The following is a 16,433-nucleotide window of genomic DNA, read 5'->3' as shown; positions in this document are numbered from 1 at the left end:
CGGGTCACCGTCCCATCTTGGGGGCGAAGAGGCGGCCCGCGAGACGCGCCAGGAGGTTGAGGGTCATCACGATGATGATCAGCACCAGCGCCGCACCCCAGGCGCGGGCGACGCCGAACTCCGGCGGCACACCGGGCTGGGTGAGGCTGTAGTAGATGAACACCGGCAGCGTCATCATGCGCGAGTCCGAGAACAGGTTGAAGTTCGACGAGTCCGTCGACCCGGCGATGATCAGCAACGGGGCGGTCTCGCCGATCACCCGGGCGAGGGCGATGAAGACGCCGGTGATGATGCCGGCCATCGCGGTCGGCAGCACGACGCTGACGACCGTGCGCCACTTCGCCACCCCCAGGGCGTACGACGCCTCGCGCAGCTCGGTCGGCACGAGCTTGAGCATCTCCTCGGTCGAGCGGACGACGACCGGGACCATCAGCAGGGACAGGGCGATCGCGCCGCCGAAGCCCATGCGGATGCCGGGGCCGAAGATCAGCGCGAACAGCGCGTAGGCGAACAGGCCCGCCACGATCGACGGGATGCCCGTCATCACGTCGACGAGGAAGGTGATCGTGCGGCCCACGGGCGAGCGGCCGCCGTACTCCACGAGGTAGATCGCGGCCAGGATCCCGATCGGGATGGAGACGACCGCGGTGGCGGCGGTGATGAGCAGGGTGCCCATGATCGCGTGGTAGATGCCGCCGCCCTCGCCCACGACGTTGCGCATCGAGTAGGTGAAGAACTGGCCGCTGATCACGCCGTGGCCCTTGTCCCACACGGTCCACACGAGGGAGCCGAGGGGCACCAGGGCGACGAGCAGGGCGTACCAGACCAGGGTCGTGACCAGCCGGTCCACGGCGACGCGGCGCGACTCGACGGCGCGCGACCAGCCCTGCAGCACGGCGAGGTTGACCACGGCGGCCGCGACGGCGACCAGCACGAGGCCCCAGCCGAGCGCGAGGCCGAGCAGGCCGGCGGCCAGGACGGACGCGACGGCCGTGCCGACCGGCGCGCATCCGGGCAGGCGGGGCTGCTGGATCGACAGGCCCGCCTCGGCTGCGGGAGGGGTGGAGGTCAGGGTCGTCATGTCAGCTCACCTTCCGCTCGGCCCGGGCGACCACGCCGCGGGCGGCGAAGTTGACGAGGAAGGTCAGCACGAAGAGCACGAGGCCGGAGAAGACCAGCGCGTTGACCGCGAGCCCGGTGGACTCGGGGAAGTTGAGCGCGATGTTGGCCGCGATGCTCGACGGGTTGTCCGAGGAGATCAGGTTGAAGGTGACCGCGCCGCTGGCGGACAGGACCATGGCGACGGCCATGGTCTCGCCCAGGGCGCGGCCGAGACCGAGCATCGTGGCGGAGGCGATGCCGGAGCGGGCGTAGGGGAGCACCGTCATCCGGATCATCTCCCAGCGGGTCGCGCCGAGGGCGAGGGCGGCCTCCTGGTGCAGCTGCGGGGTCTGCTTGAACACCTCACGCGTGATCGCGGTGATGATCGGCAGCACCATGATCGCCAGCACGATGCTGGCGGTGAGGATCGTGCGGCCGGTGCCGGAGGCCGGGCCCTTGAAGAACGGCAGCCAGCCGGCGTGGGCCTCGAGCCACTCGTAGACCGGCACCATCTTGCCGCCGAAGGAGAAGTAGCCCCACGCGCCGTACACCACCGAGGGGATGGCGGCGAGCAGGTCGACGACGTAGCCGAGCGGGGCCGCGAGGCGGCGGGGCGCGAAGTGCGAGATCACCAGCGCGACCCCGATCGCCAGCGGCGTCGCGATCAGCAGCGCCATCGCTGCGGCCAGGACGGTGCCGAACAGCAGCGGACCGACGAAGGTCACGATGTTGCTGGCCCCCCGCAGCTTGCTGGGGTCGGCGCCGATCGCGGGGAGTCCTTGCACCGTGAGGAACACCGCGACGCCGGCGAGGGCCACGAGGATCACCAGGCCGGCGGATCGGGCCAGGCCGGCGAAGACCCGGTCCCCGACGCGTCGGCCTCCGGTCGCCAGGCCCGGGCTGGGCGTGAGGGTGTCGGTCATTCGTTGCTCTGCGTCTGTCGTCTCGTCGTACGTCGTGAAGCGGGTCTCACTTGGCGCCGATGGACTCGGCGATCTTGAGCGCCTTCGCCTCGATGGAGGACGGCAGCGGGGCGGAGCCGGCGTTGTCCGCGGCGGCCTGCTGGCCGTCCTTGCTCACGACGTAGCTGACGAAGGCCTTGACCAGGTCAGCGGTCTTCTGGTCGTCGTACGTCGGGCAGGCGAGGAGGTAGGAGGTGAGGACGACCGGGTAGACGCCCTTCTCCTCGGTCTTGCGGTCCAGGTCGAAGACCAGGTCGGAGGCGTCGCGACCCTCGGTCTGCGGGGAGATCTCGAGGATCTTGGCGGCCGCCTCGGCGGACGGGGCGACGTACTCGTCGCCGACCTTGATCTTGGCGGTGCCGAGGTCGCCGGCCTGGCTGGCGTCGGCGTAGCCGATCGTGTTCTTGCCGCCCTGGACGGCCTGGATCACGCCGGAGGTGCCGGTCGCGGCCTCGCCACCCTTGATCGGGAAGGCGTCGTCGGGCTCGTCGGTCCACACGTCGGGGGCCGCGGCCTGGAGGTAGGCGGTGAAGTTCTTGGTCGTGCCCGAGGCGTCACCGCGGTGGACCGGGGTGATCTTCTCCGAGGGCAGCTCGGCGTCGGGGTTGTCGGCCTTGATCGCCGGGTCGTCCCACGAGGTGATCTGACCGTTGAAGATCTTCGCGACGGTCTCGCCGGACAACTGCAGGTCGTCGACGCCGTCGACGTTGAAGACGACCGCGATGGGGCTGACGTAGTCGGGGACCTCGATGACCGAGCCGCCGCAGCGCTCCTTGGCCTTGTCGAGCTCGCCCTCGTCGGTGGACAGCGAGGAGTCGGAGCCCGCGAAGTCCACGCCGCCGGCGATGAACTGCTCGCGGCCACCGCCGGAGCCGATCGGGTCGTAGTCGACGGTCACGTCGGGGTTGTCGGTCTGGAAGCCGGCGGCCCAGGCGCCCTGGGCGGCCTCCTGTGCGCTCGATCCGGCACCCTTGATGTTGCCGGAGAGCGTGGAGTCGGACTTGGTGTCGCCCGAGGCGGTCTCGTTGCCGGCACCGCAGGCCGAGAGGCCCAGGCCGAGGCTCAGCAGGGCGCCCCCGACGGCGACGCGGGAGAGGGAAGTACGCATGAGGATGTCGTGCTCCTTGTGGAAGGCACTCGGCCGATGTGACCGACTGTCGTTCCTGGACGCTATGGAGCACAGATGACGTGAGGGGTCGCGCCAGGTGAACGCAGGTTGAACAGAGCGCAGTCATTCGGGTCGCAGGGTTGTCCTGCGTCACACCCGGGCGGTCCCGGGTGCCGCGCTCGTCGAGCCCGCTCCAGGGCTCAGAGGCCTTCCTTGACCTCGAAGATCTGGTCGGCGACGAGGCCGTGCGCGTCGCGGTGCACCGTGTTGGCGGCCTCGGCGTCCGGGGCTTCGACCAGGCAGAAGATCTGGCCCTTGCTCTCGTCGACCCAGTAGCGCAGGTAGTTGACCCCGTGGGGCTCCTGCGTGGCGAGGTCGGCCTGGTGGGCCTTGGCGACGTCGTCTATCGAGACGCCGTCGCCGAGCGAGTGCACGTCCATGAAGAGTGGCATCGGAGTTCCTTTCCGCCGGGACACCGCCGACGGTAGGACCGCCCCGCTCGCCCGCGACAGGGCCGGCCCAGCCGGTCTAGCGCGCTCCTAGGGCCGAAAGACCATCGGGCTGACTACTCCCTGCCCTGTCACGACCGTCCTCCGCCCAGAAGGGTGGGTGGTGGGAGGAGACCCCTTTCCCGCACACCCGAGGAGGACGTGATGACCCTGCACCTGACCAGAGCGGTCCCGACACCCACGAAGGGGGAGGGGCGCGACGCGGCTCGGGGTGGACTGGCCCTGCCGGCGCTGACCGCGCTGGTCGTCGGTTCGATGATCGGGAGCGGCATCTTCGCCCTCCCCTCGCAGATGGCCGGTAGCGCGGCCCCCGGGCCGCTGCTCATCGGCTGGACCGTGACGGGCCTCGGCATGCTGATGCTGGCCTTCGTCTTCCAGACGCTCGCCTCCCGCAAGGCCGACGTCGACGGCGGTGTCTACGGCTACGCCCGCGCCGGCTTCGGTGACTACGTCGGTTTCACGTCGGCCTGGGGCTACTGGATCAGCGCCTGGGTCGGCAACGTCGGCTACCTCGTGCTGCTCATGGCGACCCTCGGCTACTTCGTCCCGTCGTTCGAGGGTGGCAACACCACCGTCGCCATCGTCGGCGCCTCGGCGGTGCTCTGGATCGTGCACGCGTTGACCCTGCGGGGCGTGCACGCCGCAGCCGTCGTCAACACCGTCGTGACGGTCGCCAAGGTCGTCCCGATCCTCACCTTCATCGCGATCGCCGCCGTCGGCTTCGAGTCCGGCCTCTTCACCGCCGACTTCTGGGGCGACGGCGCGGGTCTCGGCTCGACGATGGACCAGGTCAAGAACATGATGCTGGTCACCGTCTGGGTGTTCATCGGCATCGAGGGTGCGGCGGTCTACTCCAAGCGGGCCGGACGTCGCAGCGACGTCGGACGCGCCACGATCCTCGGCTTCGTCGGCGTGCTCGCCCTGCTCCTCGCGGTCAACCTGCTGGCCTACGGCCTCATGGCCCGCGCGGAGGTCGCAGGCCTGTCCGACCCCTCCATGGCAGCCCTGCTGAAGAACGAGGTCGGCAGCTGGGGTGCGGCGTTCATCTCGATCGGTCTCGCGGTGTCGCTCCTCGGTGCGCTGATCTCGTGGGTCCTGCTCTGCGTCGAGATCCTCCGCCTGCCGGCGATGGAGAACGTGCTCCCCAGGCAGCTCGCGGCCGAGAACGAGCACGGTGCACCGTCGGTGGCGCTGTGGCTGACCAACGGCTGCGTGCAGCTCATGCTCCTGTGGACGCTGTTCAACGAGAGCACCTACACCCAGCTGATCTACCTGGCCACCTCGCTGATCCTGCTGCCCTACCTCTGGTCGGCGCTCTACCAGGTCAAGCTCGCGCTCACCGGTGAGACGTACGCCGGCGGCGCGGGCCGTGCCCGCGACCTCGCCATCGGCGGCGTGGCGCTCGCCTACGCGGTGTGGCTCGTCTACGCCGGCGGCACCGACTACCTGTTCGTCGCGGCGCTGTTCTACCTCGCCGGCACGGGCCTGTTCCTCTGGGCTCGCCACCAGGCCGGACGCACCCTGCTCACCAGCGTGGAGCGCGTCCTGGTCGGACTGGTGTCGGCGACCTCGGTCGTGGCGGTGCTCGGGCTGGCCCAGGGGTGGATCACGGTATGAGCACCTACCAGGCAGAGGCCCCCGCCGCCCGTCCGGCCGCCGCACCCCGAGGACTCGAGGAGCACGCCCGCGTGGGCGTGTGGTCCGAGGCCGGTCGCCTCAGGCGCGTGATGGTCTGCAGCCCCGGCCTCGCCCACCTCAGGCTCACCCCCGAGACCGCCGACGAGCTGCTGTTCGACGACGTGCTCTGGGTCAGCCAGGCCAAGCGGGACCACTACGACTTCGCCACCAAGATGCGTGACCGCGGGGTCGAGGTGCTCGAGATGCTCGACCTGCTGACCGACGTCGTCGACGACCCCGCGGCCCGCACCTGGCTGCTGGACCGCCGGGTCACCGACGACCTGATCGGCCCCGGGCTGGTCCCGGACGTCCGGGCCTGGTTGGAGAGCCTTCCGCCCGCGCGCCTCGCGGAGTACCTCATCGGCGGCATCTCCTACGTCGACATCCCGGCGGAGGCGGGGGGCGCCTTCCTCCGGGCGCTCGGGCAGGATCCGGCCCAGGGCTTCGTGATGAACCCCCTGCCCAACACGCAGTTCACCCGCGACAACTCGTCGTGGATCTTCCAGGGGGTCACGCTCAACCCGATGTACTGGCCGGCTCGGCGCCAGGAGACCCTGCTGACCGCCGCGATCTACCGCTTCCACCCGATGTTCCGCGACGAGTCGTTCACCGTGTGGTTCGGCGACCTGCGGCAGCCCCCGGTGGACCGGGGGGCGGCCACCCTCGAGGGCGGCGACGTCATGCCGGTCGGCAACGGCGTGGTCGTCATCGGCATGGGCGAGCGCTCGTCGCAGCAGGCGATCAGCCAGGTCGCGAGGGCCCTGTTCGAGGCCGAGGCGGCCGAGCAGGTGATCGTCGCCGGCCTGCCGAGGACCCGTGCGGCGATGCACCTCGACACGGTCTTCACGTTCTGCGACCGCGACGTCGTGACGGCGTACGCCCCCGTCGTGGACGGGATCACCAGCTACACCCTGCGGCCTGAGGGCTCCCACCCCTCCGGGCTCACCATCCGCAAGGAGGAGAAGTCGTTCCTCGACGTGGTCGGTGCAGCCCTCGGGGTCGAGCTCCGGACGGTGCCCACCGGTGGTGACCGCTACGGCGTCCAGCGCGAGCAGTGGGACGACGGCAACAACGTCGTCGCGCTCGAGCCCGGGGTCGTCGTCGGCTACGACCGGAACACCCACACCAACACGATGCTCCGCAAGGCCGGGATCGAGGTCATCACGATCGACGCCAGCGAGCTGGGGCGCGGACGGGGCGGCGGCCGCTGCATGACCTGCCCGATCCTGCGCGACCCCGTCGACTACTGACGCCCCTCGACCACCACCGGCACCGACGAGAACGAAGGAACGACGAGCGACATGGCATTCAACCTGCGAGGACGCAGCCTGCTCAGCCTCGTGCACCACACCGACCGCGAGATCCACTACCTGCTCGACCTCTCCCGCGACCTCAAGCGCGAGAAGTACGCCGGCACCGAGCAGCAGCAGCTGCAGGGCAAGAGCATCGCGCTGATCTTCGAGAAGACCTCCACCCGCACCCGCTGCGCCTTCGAGGTCGCGGCGTTCGACCAGGGTGCGCATGTCACCTACATCGACCCGTCGTCCTCGCAGGTCGGCCACAAGGAGTCGATGAAGGACACCGCCCGCGTGCTCGGCCGGATGTACGACGCGATCGAGTACCGCGGCAAGTCGCAGGCCGTCGTCCAGGAGCTCGCCGACCACGCGGGTGTGCCGGTGTTCAACGGCCTCACCGACGAGTTCCACCCCACGCAGATGCTCGCCGACGTGCTGACCATGACCGAGGACCTGCACAAGGCGCCCCACGAGATCTCGTTCGCGTTCGTCGGCGACGGGCGCAACAACGTCGCCAACTCGCTGCTGCTCGTCGGGGCGAAGCTCGGCATGGACGTGCGGATCGGCGCACCCCGCATGCTGTGGCCGACGCAGGAGCACGTGGACCTGTGCCGCGGGTTCGCGGTCGACTCGGGAGCGAGGATCACCGTGACCGACGACCCGAAGGAGGCCGTCGCCGGCGTCGACTACGTCTACACCGACGTCTGGGTCTCGATGGGCGAGCCGATCGAGTCGTGGGGCGAGCGGGTCGCGGCCTGCCTGCCGTTCCAGGTCAACGCGGGGCTGCTGGCCGCGTCGGGCAACCCGCGCGTGAAGGTCCTGCACTGCCTGCCGGCCTTCCACAACTCCGAGACCACGGTGGGCGCCCAGGTCGCCGAGCGCTTCCCGGAGCTCGTCGACGGCATCGAGGTGACCGAGGACGTCTTCGAGTCCACCGCCAACCTCGCCTTCGAGCAGGCCGAGAACCGCATGCACACGATCAAGGCGCTGCTCGTCGCGTCGCTGGCCTGAGGGGAGGAGCACGCGATGAGGATCGTGATCGCCCTCGGCGGCAACGCCCTGCTGCGCCGCGGCGAGCCCCTGACGGCGGAGAACCAGCGCGTCAACGTCCGGCTCGCCGCCGAGCGCATCGCCCGCGTCGTCGACGGCAACCAGCTCGTCGTCGCCCACGGCAACGGACCGCAGGTCGGCCTGCTGGCGCTGCAGGCGCAGGCCTACCAGGACGTGCGGCCCTACCCGCTCGACGTCCTCGGTGCGCAGACCGAGGCGATGATCGGCTACGTGATCGAGCAGGAGCTGGGCAACCTGCTCCCCCAGGAGCAGGCGCTGGCGACGCTGCTGACCATGGTCGAGGTGGATCCCGCCGACCCGGCGTTCGACGACCCGACGAAGTTCATCGGGCCGATCTACCTCGAGGAGGAGGCCCGCCGGCTCGCTGCCGAGCAGGGCTGGACGGTCAAGCGCGACGGCCACGCGTTCCGTCGCGTCGTCCCGTCCCCGAGGCCGAGGCGCATCGTCGAGATCCGCCCGATCCGGTGGCTGATCGACCAGGGCGCGATCGTGGTCTGCGCGGGCGGCGGCGGGATCCCGACCGTCCTCGACGAGCAGGGCGTCCTGCACGGCGTGGAGGCAGTCATCGACAAGGACCTGGCCTCGGCACTCCTCGCCGAGGAGCTCGAGGCCGACCTCCTCGTGATCGCCACCGACGTCGACGGCGTCTACGTCGACTGGGGCACCCCCGCGCAGCGCCGGCTCGGGTCGGTCACGCCCGACGAGCTCGAGGCGCTGCCCTTCCCGGCCGGATCGATGGGGCCCAAGGTCGAGGCGGCGTGCGGGTTCGCGCGCCGCACGGGCAAGGAGGCCGTCATCGGGTCGCTGGCCGACATCGAGGACATCGTCCACGGCGAGGCGGGCACGCGCGTGCGGCAGGCACTCTCGGCCGAGAACGACCCGGCGGCCTGAGGGGCGTGAGGTGATGACCCGCACGCCCGGCCCCTTGCTCACGATCGTCGACGTCAGCCTCGCCGGCGCGGACCGCGACTACGACGAGCGCGTGCGCTTCCTCGACCACGACTTCCGGCTGATGCGCCTCGGCACCGACGGAGACGTCGAGGTCGCAGGCGCGCTGGTCGAGAAGTGGTCGGCGGAGGCCGCGGCCCTGGCCGTGACCGGGATCCGCGAGGCGCGCGCCGCCGGGCTGTACGACGGCGAGCTGCACGCGATCGAGCGGGTCAAGGCAGCCGCGGCCCCCGGCGTACCGGTGCCGGACGGGCACGAGCTGCGCGACGTGCTGCAGGAGTGGGCGATCCGCCACGTCCAGCAGGACCTGCCGGGGCTGTTCGCCAACGCCCGGACGGTCGTGCTCGGCGGGGTCAACCACGACCGGACGACGCGGGTCCTGCGCGAGTTCACCGACAACCTCGAGTTCGCCGACCCGCTGCTGCGCCTGGGCGTGCCGACCCTCGTCGACCAGAACCCGCTGGTCGGGCTGGCCGCCGACGTCGGGCTGTGGCCGCTGCGCCACCTGCCCCGGCAGGTCAAGGCGGAGATCAACGCACCCGGGTTCCGGATCAGCCTCGCGCTCGCCCGCAAGGCCGCACGCGACTGCGACGTCGTCGTGGCGACGTACGACGAGCTGGTCGGCTTCGGGCTGGAGGACCTGGCCGGCAAGACGCTGGTGACGTCGGCGATCTCGGAGGAGCGGCTCGCCGAGCTCGCCTCGCGCGGCGTCGACCTGGTGCTGGACGCGACCCCCCAGCCGTTCGAGGAGCAGGGTGTGACCGTCAACGCCGCCGTGCTGCAGGCGATGATGCTCGCGCTCGCTGCCCGGGGAGGGCGGCTCACCCACGACGACCTGCTCGACATGATCGTCGGGGCCGGGCTCGAGCCGAGGGTGCTGCACCCCAACGGTCCGCGGCGCAGGAGCCGCTTCGCGTTCGTGATCCATCCGCTCTCGCAGAAGTTCTTCGACAACGTGGAGCCGCTCGGCCTGGTCGCACGGCACTCGCCGTCGCCGGTCGTCGACGTGATGGAGAAGGCGCTCGCCTACGCGCCGCCGTTCGTCTACACGCACGTGACCGGCATCAGGTCGCCGACCGGGGCCGAGGCCGAGGGCTGGCTGATCACGGTGGGCGGGACGCCGAAGGAGATGATGGCGCACAGCCCCGAGTTCACCTACGCACGGCTGCTGCAGGCGGCCGAGATGGCCCGCAAGCTCGGCGCGCAGGTGATGGGCCTCGGGGCGTTCACCAAGGTCGTCGGCGACGCGGGTGTCACGGTGGCCAAGAAGGCGCCGCTCCCGGTCACCACCGGCAACAGCTACAGCGCCTCGGGAGCCCTGTGGGCCGCCCACGACGCGATCGACAGGCTCGGCCTCGCGGAGGTCGACGAGAAGGGCCGCATCAAGGGCAAGGCGATGGTGGTCGGCGCGACCGGAGCGATCGGGTCGGTGTGCGCGCGGCTGCTCGCCCTGGCCAGCGACGAGCTGTGGCTGGTCTCGCCCGAGTCCGCCAAGCTCCTCGCGCTCAAGCGCGAGATCGAGGACGACGGTCCGCGGGCGCAGATCCGGGTGGCCGCCACCCCGGACGAGCACCTCGCCGACATGGACGTGATCGTCACGGCGACCTCGGGCGCCGGCAAGCGCGTGCTGGACATCATGGAGGTCAAGCCGGGCTGCGTGATCACCGACGTGGCCCGGCCGCTCGACCTCTCGGCCGAGGACGTCGCCAAGCGGCCGGACGTGCTGGTCGTCGAGTCGGGCGAGATCGAGCTGCCCGGTGACGTGCGCATGCGCCCCATCGGGCTCCCGCCCGGCGTCGTCTACGCCTGCATGGCGGAGACCGTCGTCCTGGCGCTGGAGGGCCGCTACGAGACGTTCACCGTCGGGCGCAACATCGAGTGGGAGAAGGTCAAGGAGATCTACCGCCTCGGCCTCAAGCACGGCATGCGGCTGGCCACCATCTCGGGCGTCAACGGTGTCTTCACCGACGACGACATCGCCCGCGTGCGTGAGCTCGCCCTGGAGCGGCGAGGGGTGCCGGCAGGCGCCTGACCCCCGCCGCGGGCGGCTCGTCTCAGGCGGTGCCGGAGAGCGCCGCCGCGAGGGCCGAGGCGTCGCCGTCGACGCCGACGACGAGGCGGTCGACGCGCTGGCCGCTCAGCTCGACGACGACCGCGGGCTCGTGGCGGCGCACCGAGACCAGGCTGCGGCCCTTGCCGCGCCAGGTGCCGACCTTGCGGTAGCCCGGGACGCCGAGCCCGGGCGCGCGGACGCCCTGCGTGGCGTGCAGGCCGTCCTGCTCGACCCGGGCGGACTGCACCGCGCTGCGCGGGAAGTCCTGGTCCTTGACCAGCCCGAGGATCTTCTCGGTGGTGGTGAAGCGGAGCTGGACGCTGTCGTCGCTGAGGGTGAGTCGGGCCATGACCCCATTCTATTCTCACCGATGAGAACGTTGTCAATCGCGATAACATCGGGCTCATGCCGAGCGCCGACCTCCTGCTGCACCCCGTGCGGCTGCGGGTCGTGCAGTCCTTGCTCGGCGGCCGGACGCGGACGACGGGCGAGCTGCGGGACGACCTGCCCGACGTACCCCCCGCGACGCTGTACCGTCACGTCGCCCTGCTCGCCGATGCCGAGGTCCTCGAGGTGGTCGACGAGCGCCGGGTGAGGGGGGCGTTCGAGCGCACCTACCGCCTGCGGGAGGCGGCAGCGGTGGTGGGGCCCGAGGAGGCCGCGGCGATGTCGGTCGAGGACCACCGCCAGGCGTTCACGGTGTTCGTCGCCGGGCTGCTGCGCGACTTCGACCGCTACCTCGAGGCGGGCGACGTCGACCTGGGCCGCGACCTGGTGGGTTACCGCCAGGCGGCCTTCCACCTGACCGACGAGGAGACGGCCGAGATGCTGCACGAGCTGGCGAGCGTGCTGATCCCGCGTCTGGCGAACGAGCCGGCGCCCGACCGGAGACGCCGGATGCTGAGCACGATCGTGGTGCCCGACCCCGAGGGGTCGGCGTGAGGGCGACCTGGGCGAGGGTCACGGGCGTGGCCTCGCTCGTCGGAGGGCCGGCCTGGGTGGTCGCGTGCCTGGCGCACAACTCGCTCCCGCAGGGATGCATCGACGAAGGCTGCGTAGATCACGCGATGCGTGAGTCCACCCCGGCCGCCGAGGTCCCGTTCGTGGTGGCGGGCGTCATGCTCGCGGCCACCGGAGTGGGCCTGCTCGCGCTGGCGCGTGCGCGCACCGGTCTCGGCCGGAGCGGCGTCGCTGCCGGTGTCGCAGGAGCGGTCGGCTGTGCGCTGCTGGCCGTCGCGCTCGTCGTCTCGACGTTCGTCGACAACAACTGGAACGGCATGCCCGGCCTTGTCGTGCCGGGCGTGCTGCTGCTCGTGCTGGGGCTCGTCCTGGGCGTCGTCGTCGTGCTGCGCGCGCGGGTGCTCCCGACATGGTGTGCGATCTCGCTGCTGGCGAGCGCCGTTCTGCTGCCCTTCGCCAACGAGCAGACCTCGCGGATCCTGCTCGCGGTGCCCTTCCGCTTGTGCTGGATGGGGGCGGGGGTCGTCCTGCTTCGACGGCGATGAGTAGGCCCCGTGGGGCTCGAACCCACAACCCGCGGATTAAAAGTCCGCTGCTCTGCCAGTTGAGCTAGAGGCCCGGGATATGGAAAGAACCATGGGCAGAACGCTGGTGAGAACCCAAGGATCAATTCATCCGCAGGGACGAGCCTAGGCCACGCGCCGGGCCCGTTCTCCGCGGTCGGGGTCCCGGCAGCTCGTCGTGGACGAGGGATCGTCACCGCCGGTCTCGATCGCCTGGCTCACTCCCAGCGGACTGAGGAGAGCCAGGCCTGCATGGGCCCTTGGACCTTCGCCTGGTCGGTGGGCAGGTATTCCACCCAGAAGAGGACCAGGCCCCGTCCGATGCGCACGGCCGTCACGTCCATCGGCTTGTCCTGCAGGAGCTTGAAGCAGGATCCGGCGCGCACGCAGAACAAGTCGGACGGCGCAGTTCCGGGCTTCTGTGCAAGGGCGAACGTCTGTGCAGGGCGGCCTCCGACCTCGGTCGTGCCGACACCGCTCACGACAAGGTCGTCTCGAGTCTCGCGGAGGTGTGCAGCGAGGTCCTCGGGCAGGTCGGATGTCTTGGCACCGGCGAGCGTGCTGATCAGGAACGCTCCCGCGCCGCCGCTGGTGCCCTCGATGGAGTAGAGACGCGTGCCGGTGTCCCTGGACGCGACGGAGAATCCTCGGGGGACCACGAACGTCAGCGGGAACTCCACTCCTTCGAACCCCTCCACGGTGCTTCCGGGTGCCTGAGGTGCCCCCGACTCCGTTGAAGAGGGGGGCGGCGACGCGGCCGGCGGTGCGGGGTCCACCGGTGAAGGCGTCCCACCCTGGCCCAAGCCGATCCAGAGCACGCCGGCCCCGACCGCCGCTGCGGTCAACGCGGCCGCAGCGATGCCTGCCCTGCGCCGGCCCTGACTCGGCGAGTCCTGGTCGACGCGATCGTGGAACCTGTCGAGCTCGGCCAGGGTGTCTGTTCGGTTCATCGCGTCCTCCGCGTGTTGGTGGAGGACAGCGGCCAGGCGGCGCTCGACATCAGAGGCGGTCATGACTTCTCCTCCCATTCGTGAGCGAGGGCGGCCAGTCCGCGGCTCGCGTGTTGCTTGACCGAGCCCCGGGAGATCCCCAGGGTCTCGGCGATCTCGGCTTCTGACTGGTCCAGGTAGTAGCGCAGGACCAGCACCTGCCTCTGGCGCATCGGCAGGGCGGTGACCGATGCCCACATCCGATCCGCTTCCTGATGAGCAACGACTCCCAGCTCTGCGGAGTCGACCTCCTCGGGTCGGGGAACCAGCCGCAAGGTCGCCCGGTCGGCTCGCCGTCCTCGACGCAAAGCGTCTCTGATGCCGTTGACGACGGCACGGTTCAGATAGGCCGCCGCGGCATCGGGGTTCCGAAGGCGGCGCCAGTGCCGGTGCAGAGCGGCGAAGGCATCTTGGACCACGTCCTCGGCCACCTGATGGTCGTCCACCAGCAACCGTGCGAGACCGACCAGGCGACGGTGATGGACGACGAACAGCTCTGAGACCGCCGCAGGCCCATCGCCGCCGAGGGACCTCGTCGGCACCGCCAACGTCGGCCCCTCCTCCATCTCGTCCCTGTCCACGTGCATATGGGATCAGACGACGCAGGAGCAGAACGGTTGACCGCGATCGCGTCAGGACTCGAACGGACTAGACCACCGACCCGCCGGGTCACAGACGTTCCACGACATGCAGCACCGCACTCCAGATCTGGGGACCCCGCGTCTCGTGAATGAGAAACGGTGCGCAGCGCACGAGATCGACGGGCCAGGTCAGAGCAATTCTTTCCATATCCCAGAGGCCCGAGGCCCGGGACATGGACAGAACCATGGGCAGAAGGCTGGTGAGAACCCAAGGAAGAAATCCGTCCCAGGTAGGAGCCTAGGCCACCCGCTCGTGGCCGCCGGCGGACTGCTTCGCGCTGGTGGCGGAGCAGTGCTCGACGATCTCGCTGGCGATGATCTCGAGCCAACGCTCGACAACCTCCGACGCCAGGTCGTGCACCCGGGCCTCGACCCTGGCGGGCGGCAGGCACCTGAGGCAGACCAGCCCGCTGCCGGCGGCGGGGGTGTGGTCACGACGTCGTGTGAGCCCTCCGTCGCTAGGCGGAGCGGGCTTGCCATGCGGCGACGCTGCGCAGGCTCCAGGTCAGTCTCGTCCTGACCGCGTCGATCGTCCTGCGGGCAGTCGCTTCACCTGCTCGTCCTCCGACGTGGACGGTGACCGAGTGGATGCCGCGCACACCGTGGGGGTAGGGCGTGGTGTCGATGTCATCCTGCAGCTTGCCGTCGTTGGCGCGGCACCGCACGCGCAGCCGGTGGCGGCCGAGGGGGGCGTCCCAGGCCATCGACCACGGCCGCCACGCGTCCGGACCGAGGTCGGTGCCCAGCTCGGCGTCGAGCCAGGGTCCGTCGTCGACCTGCACCTGAACGGCCTCGACGCCGACCGGAGGTGCCCACGCGTAGCCGCGCACCCGGACCTGGCCGGGCCTCACATGAGCGTGCGGGCCGGGTGCGTCGATGCGAGCGGACGGGGCCACCGGGTAGGCCCCGTCGAGCCAGCCACGCCGGCCCCAGTACGACGGCGGAGGGTTGCCGGTGACGGTGAGCCGGCGAACCCACTTGGTCTGTCCGTCCTGTCCGGTCCGCCCGGGAACCAGCAGGCGTGCCGGGCTGCCATGCTCACGCGGTAGTGGCTGACCGGCCATCCCGACCGCCAGGAACGCATGCTCGCGCGCCTCCGCCAGCGGGAGCACGTTGCAGTAGCCGTCGACCGCCTCGACGACCAGCCAGCGGTCGTCACCGGACGCCGGATCGACTCCGGCTCGGTCGAGCAGGTCGGAGACCGCGATCCCGGTCCAGCGGGCGCACCCCATTCGATCACCGCCGACCGGGTTGTGGACGCAGACCAGCAGCAGGTCCCGCTCCTCCAGTGGCAGCTCGAGGAGCTCGGTCAGCGGCATCGCGAACGGAGCCTGGACCTCCCCATCCACCTCGAGCTGCCAGGTGTCCAGATCCACCCGGGGCTCGGGGACGGTGATGTCGATGACGGGGAACTCCCCGGGCCCGACCAACAGCGGCGAGACGCCCGGGGCCCGGGTCGCGTCGTCCGTCGGGAGGCCGGGCAGCGGTCGCGTCGGCGCGGGCAACGCGGCCCGACGGCCGAGCTCGACGGCGCCGCGCCGTCGGGCCCGTCGGTCCGCTGCCACCGCAGCGGCTGCTGCCCCCGCGACCGCGGCGACGGCCAGGCGGGGCGAGGGATTCACCCGAGCGATCGCCGTGACGGCCACCGCAACGCCGGCGGCGGTCGCACCGGCGGTGCCGGTCGGGGACGCGTCGCCGTGCCGAAGTGCCAGCACGCCGCCCAGCGCATGTGGCGCGGCCGCGGTCGCTGCGCCAAGGACCGGGTGTCGAGGTGCGAGCGCGCCGCCGGCGGCCGCTGCTGCGCCGCTGACGCCGGTGGCGATCGCGAGGAGGCCCGGCTTGTCGGCCTGTCCGACCAGGGCCACGCCGCCGTCGACGAGCATCGCCGGGGACACGTCGACCAGGCCTCGGGCGAGCCCTGAGGACGGTGACCGGCCGCGTCGGGTCGTTGATGCGGTGATCTCACCCGCGGCGGTGGCCAGGAGGCCGGCCCAGAGACCGACACGAGCACCGGCCGCGACATGCTCCTTCATCACGGGTCTCCTCTCGACAGCGGATGTGAGGTCGTGGTCCAGCGGGTGATCACAGGCTGCCGATGAACACCAGCGAGGCGGCGACGACGAGGTCACACACCATGCACAGCTCGGCGTACCACCGGGGAACCACCCGGTCGGCTCGGTGGTGGACGGCGTCCCAGGCAGCGTGGGCGAGCCAGCCGGCAGCCAGAACGTAGCGGGCCGTCGCCGCATCGGACGCGGTTGCAGCGATGGCCAGCGCGCCGAAACAGAGGACGCCGGTCGTCTCGAGCGTGAGCCAGCGGCGCGCGGTCAGGTCGCCGCGGGCCGTGCCCCAGGTCAGGTAGATCACGGCGGCCGTCAGGACCCCCCAGGCACTGATCCAGGTCTGGACCTGAGCCGGCAGCGGGGAGACCAGCACCAGGCTGGTTGCCGTGGCAGTCACCGCAAGGGCGGTGGGCCAGCGCCGTCCCAGCGCCCCGCGGGTCCGGGGACGGGGAGTGGCGTCGCCGGTGGCAACCGTCGCGGATGCAGTGGTCAT

At 70.9% G+C, this 16,433-nt stretch carries 17 protein-coding genes and 1 tRNA gene; 7 read left to right on the top strand and 11 right to left on the bottom strand.

The window, feature by feature from the left end; genetic code table 11:
• Positions 1–4 precede the first annotated feature (4 nt).
• The 4 genes from pstA to J2S63_RS08440 all read right to left on the bottom strand — a co-directional run bounded on the left by pstA (position 5) and on the right by J2S63_RS08440 (position 3,623).
• The gene (gene pstA / locus J2S63_RS08455) at positions 5–1,081 is read right to left on the bottom strand and encodes a phosphate ABC transporter permease PstA (protein WP_310301230.1); all 1,077 of its coding nucleotides are present in this window, start codon (positions 1,079–1,081) and stop codon (positions 5–7) included.
• 1 nt (position 1,082) lies between these two features.
• Positions 1,083–2,024, bottom strand: a complete 942-nt coding sequence (pstC, locus tag J2S63_RS08450; protein WP_310301227.1) for a phosphate ABC transporter permease subunit PstC — start codon at positions 2,022–2,024, stop codon at positions 1,083–1,085.
• Between the two features lie 46 nt (positions 2,025–2,070).
• A complete protein-coding gene (pstS, locus tag J2S63_RS08445; RefSeq protein ID WP_310301225.1) occupies positions 2,071–3,171 on the bottom strand; it encodes a phosphate ABC transporter substrate-binding protein PstS in 1,101 nt (366 codons plus the stop codon).
• A 200-nt stretch (positions 3,172–3,371) separates the two neighbouring features.
• Positions 3,372–3,623: a DUF4242 domain-containing protein gene (locus J2S63_RS08440; protein WP_310301223.1), complete on the bottom strand. Its 252-nt coding sequence runs from the start codon at positions 3,621–3,623 to the stop codon at positions 3,372–3,374.
• A gap of 201 nt (positions 3,624–3,824) precedes the next feature.
• On the opposite strand from J2S63_RS08440, the gene arcD reads away from it, so the two are divergent.
• The 5 genes from arcD to J2S63_RS08415 are packed head-to-tail and all read left to right on the top strand — an operon-like array spanning position 3,825 to position 10,703.
• Complete coding sequence (gene arcD / locus J2S63_RS08435; protein ID WP_310301221.1) at positions 3,825–5,297, top strand: arginine-ornithine antiporter; 1,473 nt, start codon at positions 3,825–3,827, stop codon at positions 5,295–5,297.
• Positions 5,294–6,607 (top strand): arginine deiminase, encoded by a 1,314-nt coding sequence (locus J2S63_RS08430; RefSeq protein WP_310301219.1) that lies wholly within the window; start codon positions 5,294–5,296, stop codon positions 6,605–6,607. The genes arcD and J2S63_RS08430 overlap by 4 nt, the downstream gene beginning before the upstream one ends.
• Before the next feature lie 51 nt (positions 6,608–6,658).
• Positions 6,659–7,663, top strand: coding sequence for an ornithine carbamoyltransferase (locus J2S63_RS08425; protein WP_310301217.1), 1,005 nt, complete (start codon positions 6,659–6,661; stop codon positions 7,661–7,663).
• Positions 7,664–7,678: 15 nt separating this feature from the next.
• Positions 7,679–8,614 carry a carbamate kinase gene (gene arcC / locus J2S63_RS08420; RefSeq protein ID WP_310301215.1) on the top strand — a complete coding sequence of 312 codons (936 nt, stop codon included), beginning with the start codon at positions 7,679–7,681 and terminating at the stop codon, positions 8,612–8,614.
• A 13-nt stretch (positions 8,615–8,627) separates the two neighbouring features.
• The gene (locus J2S63_RS08415) at positions 8,628–10,703 is read left to right on the top strand and encodes a DUF8754 domain-containing protein (protein ID WP_310301214.1); all 2,076 of its coding nucleotides are present in this window, start codon (positions 8,628–8,630) and stop codon (positions 10,701–10,703) included.
• Positions 10,704–10,725: 22 nt separating this feature from the next.
• Here J2S63_RS08415 and J2S63_RS08410 read toward each other — a convergent pair whose 3' ends face one another.
• Entirely contained in the window at positions 10,726–11,073 is a 348-nt protein-coding gene (locus J2S63_RS08410) for a hypothetical protein (protein ID WP_310301212.1), read from the bottom strand.
• Between the two features lie 56 nt (positions 11,074–11,129).
• On the opposite strand from J2S63_RS08410, the gene J2S63_RS08405 reads away from it, so the two are divergent.
• Positions 11,130–11,666, top strand: a complete 537-nt coding sequence (locus J2S63_RS08405; protein ID WP_310301210.1) for a helix-turn-helix domain-containing protein — start codon at positions 11,130–11,132, stop codon at positions 11,664–11,666.
• A 26-nt stretch (positions 11,667–11,692) separates the two neighbouring features.
• Positions 11,693–12,229: a hypothetical protein gene (locus J2S63_RS08400; RefSeq protein ID WP_310301207.1), complete on the top strand. Its 537-nt coding sequence runs from the start codon at positions 11,693–11,695 to the stop codon at positions 12,227–12,229.
• A 1-nt stretch (position 12,230) separates the two neighbouring features.
• On the opposite strand, the gene J2S63_RS08395 is transcribed toward J2S63_RS08400, so the two are convergent.
• The 6 genes from J2S63_RS08395 to J2S63_RS08370 all read right to left on the bottom strand — a co-directional run bounded on the left by J2S63_RS08395 (position 12,231) and on the right by J2S63_RS08370 (position 16,433).
• Positions 12,231–12,303, bottom strand: a tRNA-Lys gene (locus tag J2S63_RS08395).
• Positions 12,304–12,465: 162 nt separating this feature from the next.
• Positions 12,466–13,260, bottom strand: coding sequence for a hypothetical protein (locus J2S63_RS08390; RefSeq protein ID WP_310301205.1), 795 nt, complete (start codon positions 13,258–13,260; stop codon positions 12,466–12,468).
• The gene (locus J2S63_RS08385; RefSeq protein ID WP_310301203.1) at positions 13,257–13,817 is read right to left on the bottom strand and encodes a SigE family RNA polymerase sigma factor; all 561 of its coding nucleotides are present in this window, start codon (positions 13,815–13,817) and stop codon (positions 13,257–13,259) included. Before J2S63_RS08385 ends, J2S63_RS08390 begins: the two co-directional genes overlap by 4 nt.
• Positions 13,818–14,115: 298 nt before the next feature.
• Positions 14,116–14,238 (bottom strand): hypothetical protein, encoded by a 123-nt coding sequence (locus J2S63_RS08380; protein WP_310301201.1) that lies wholly within the window; start codon positions 14,236–14,238, stop codon positions 14,116–14,118.
• A gap of 97 nt (positions 14,239–14,335) precedes the next feature.
• A complete protein-coding gene (locus J2S63_RS08375; protein WP_310301198.1) occupies positions 14,336–15,910 on the bottom strand; it encodes a molybdopterin-dependent oxidoreductase in 1,575 nt (524 codons plus the stop codon).
• 49 nt (positions 15,911–15,959) lie between these two features.
• On the bottom strand, positions 15,960–16,433 hold the full coding sequence (locus J2S63_RS08370) for a DUF6010 family protein (protein ID WP_310301196.1): 474 nt from the start codon (positions 16,431–16,433) through the stop codon (positions 15,960–15,962).

The organism is Nocardioides marmoribigeumensis (assembly GCF_031458325.1).
Taxonomy (GTDB): domain Bacteria; phylum Actinomycetota; class Actinomycetes; order Propionibacteriales; family Nocardioidaceae; genus Marmoricola_A; species Marmoricola_A marmoribigeumensis.
This window is presented reverse-complemented; position numbering and strand designations above follow the sequence as displayed.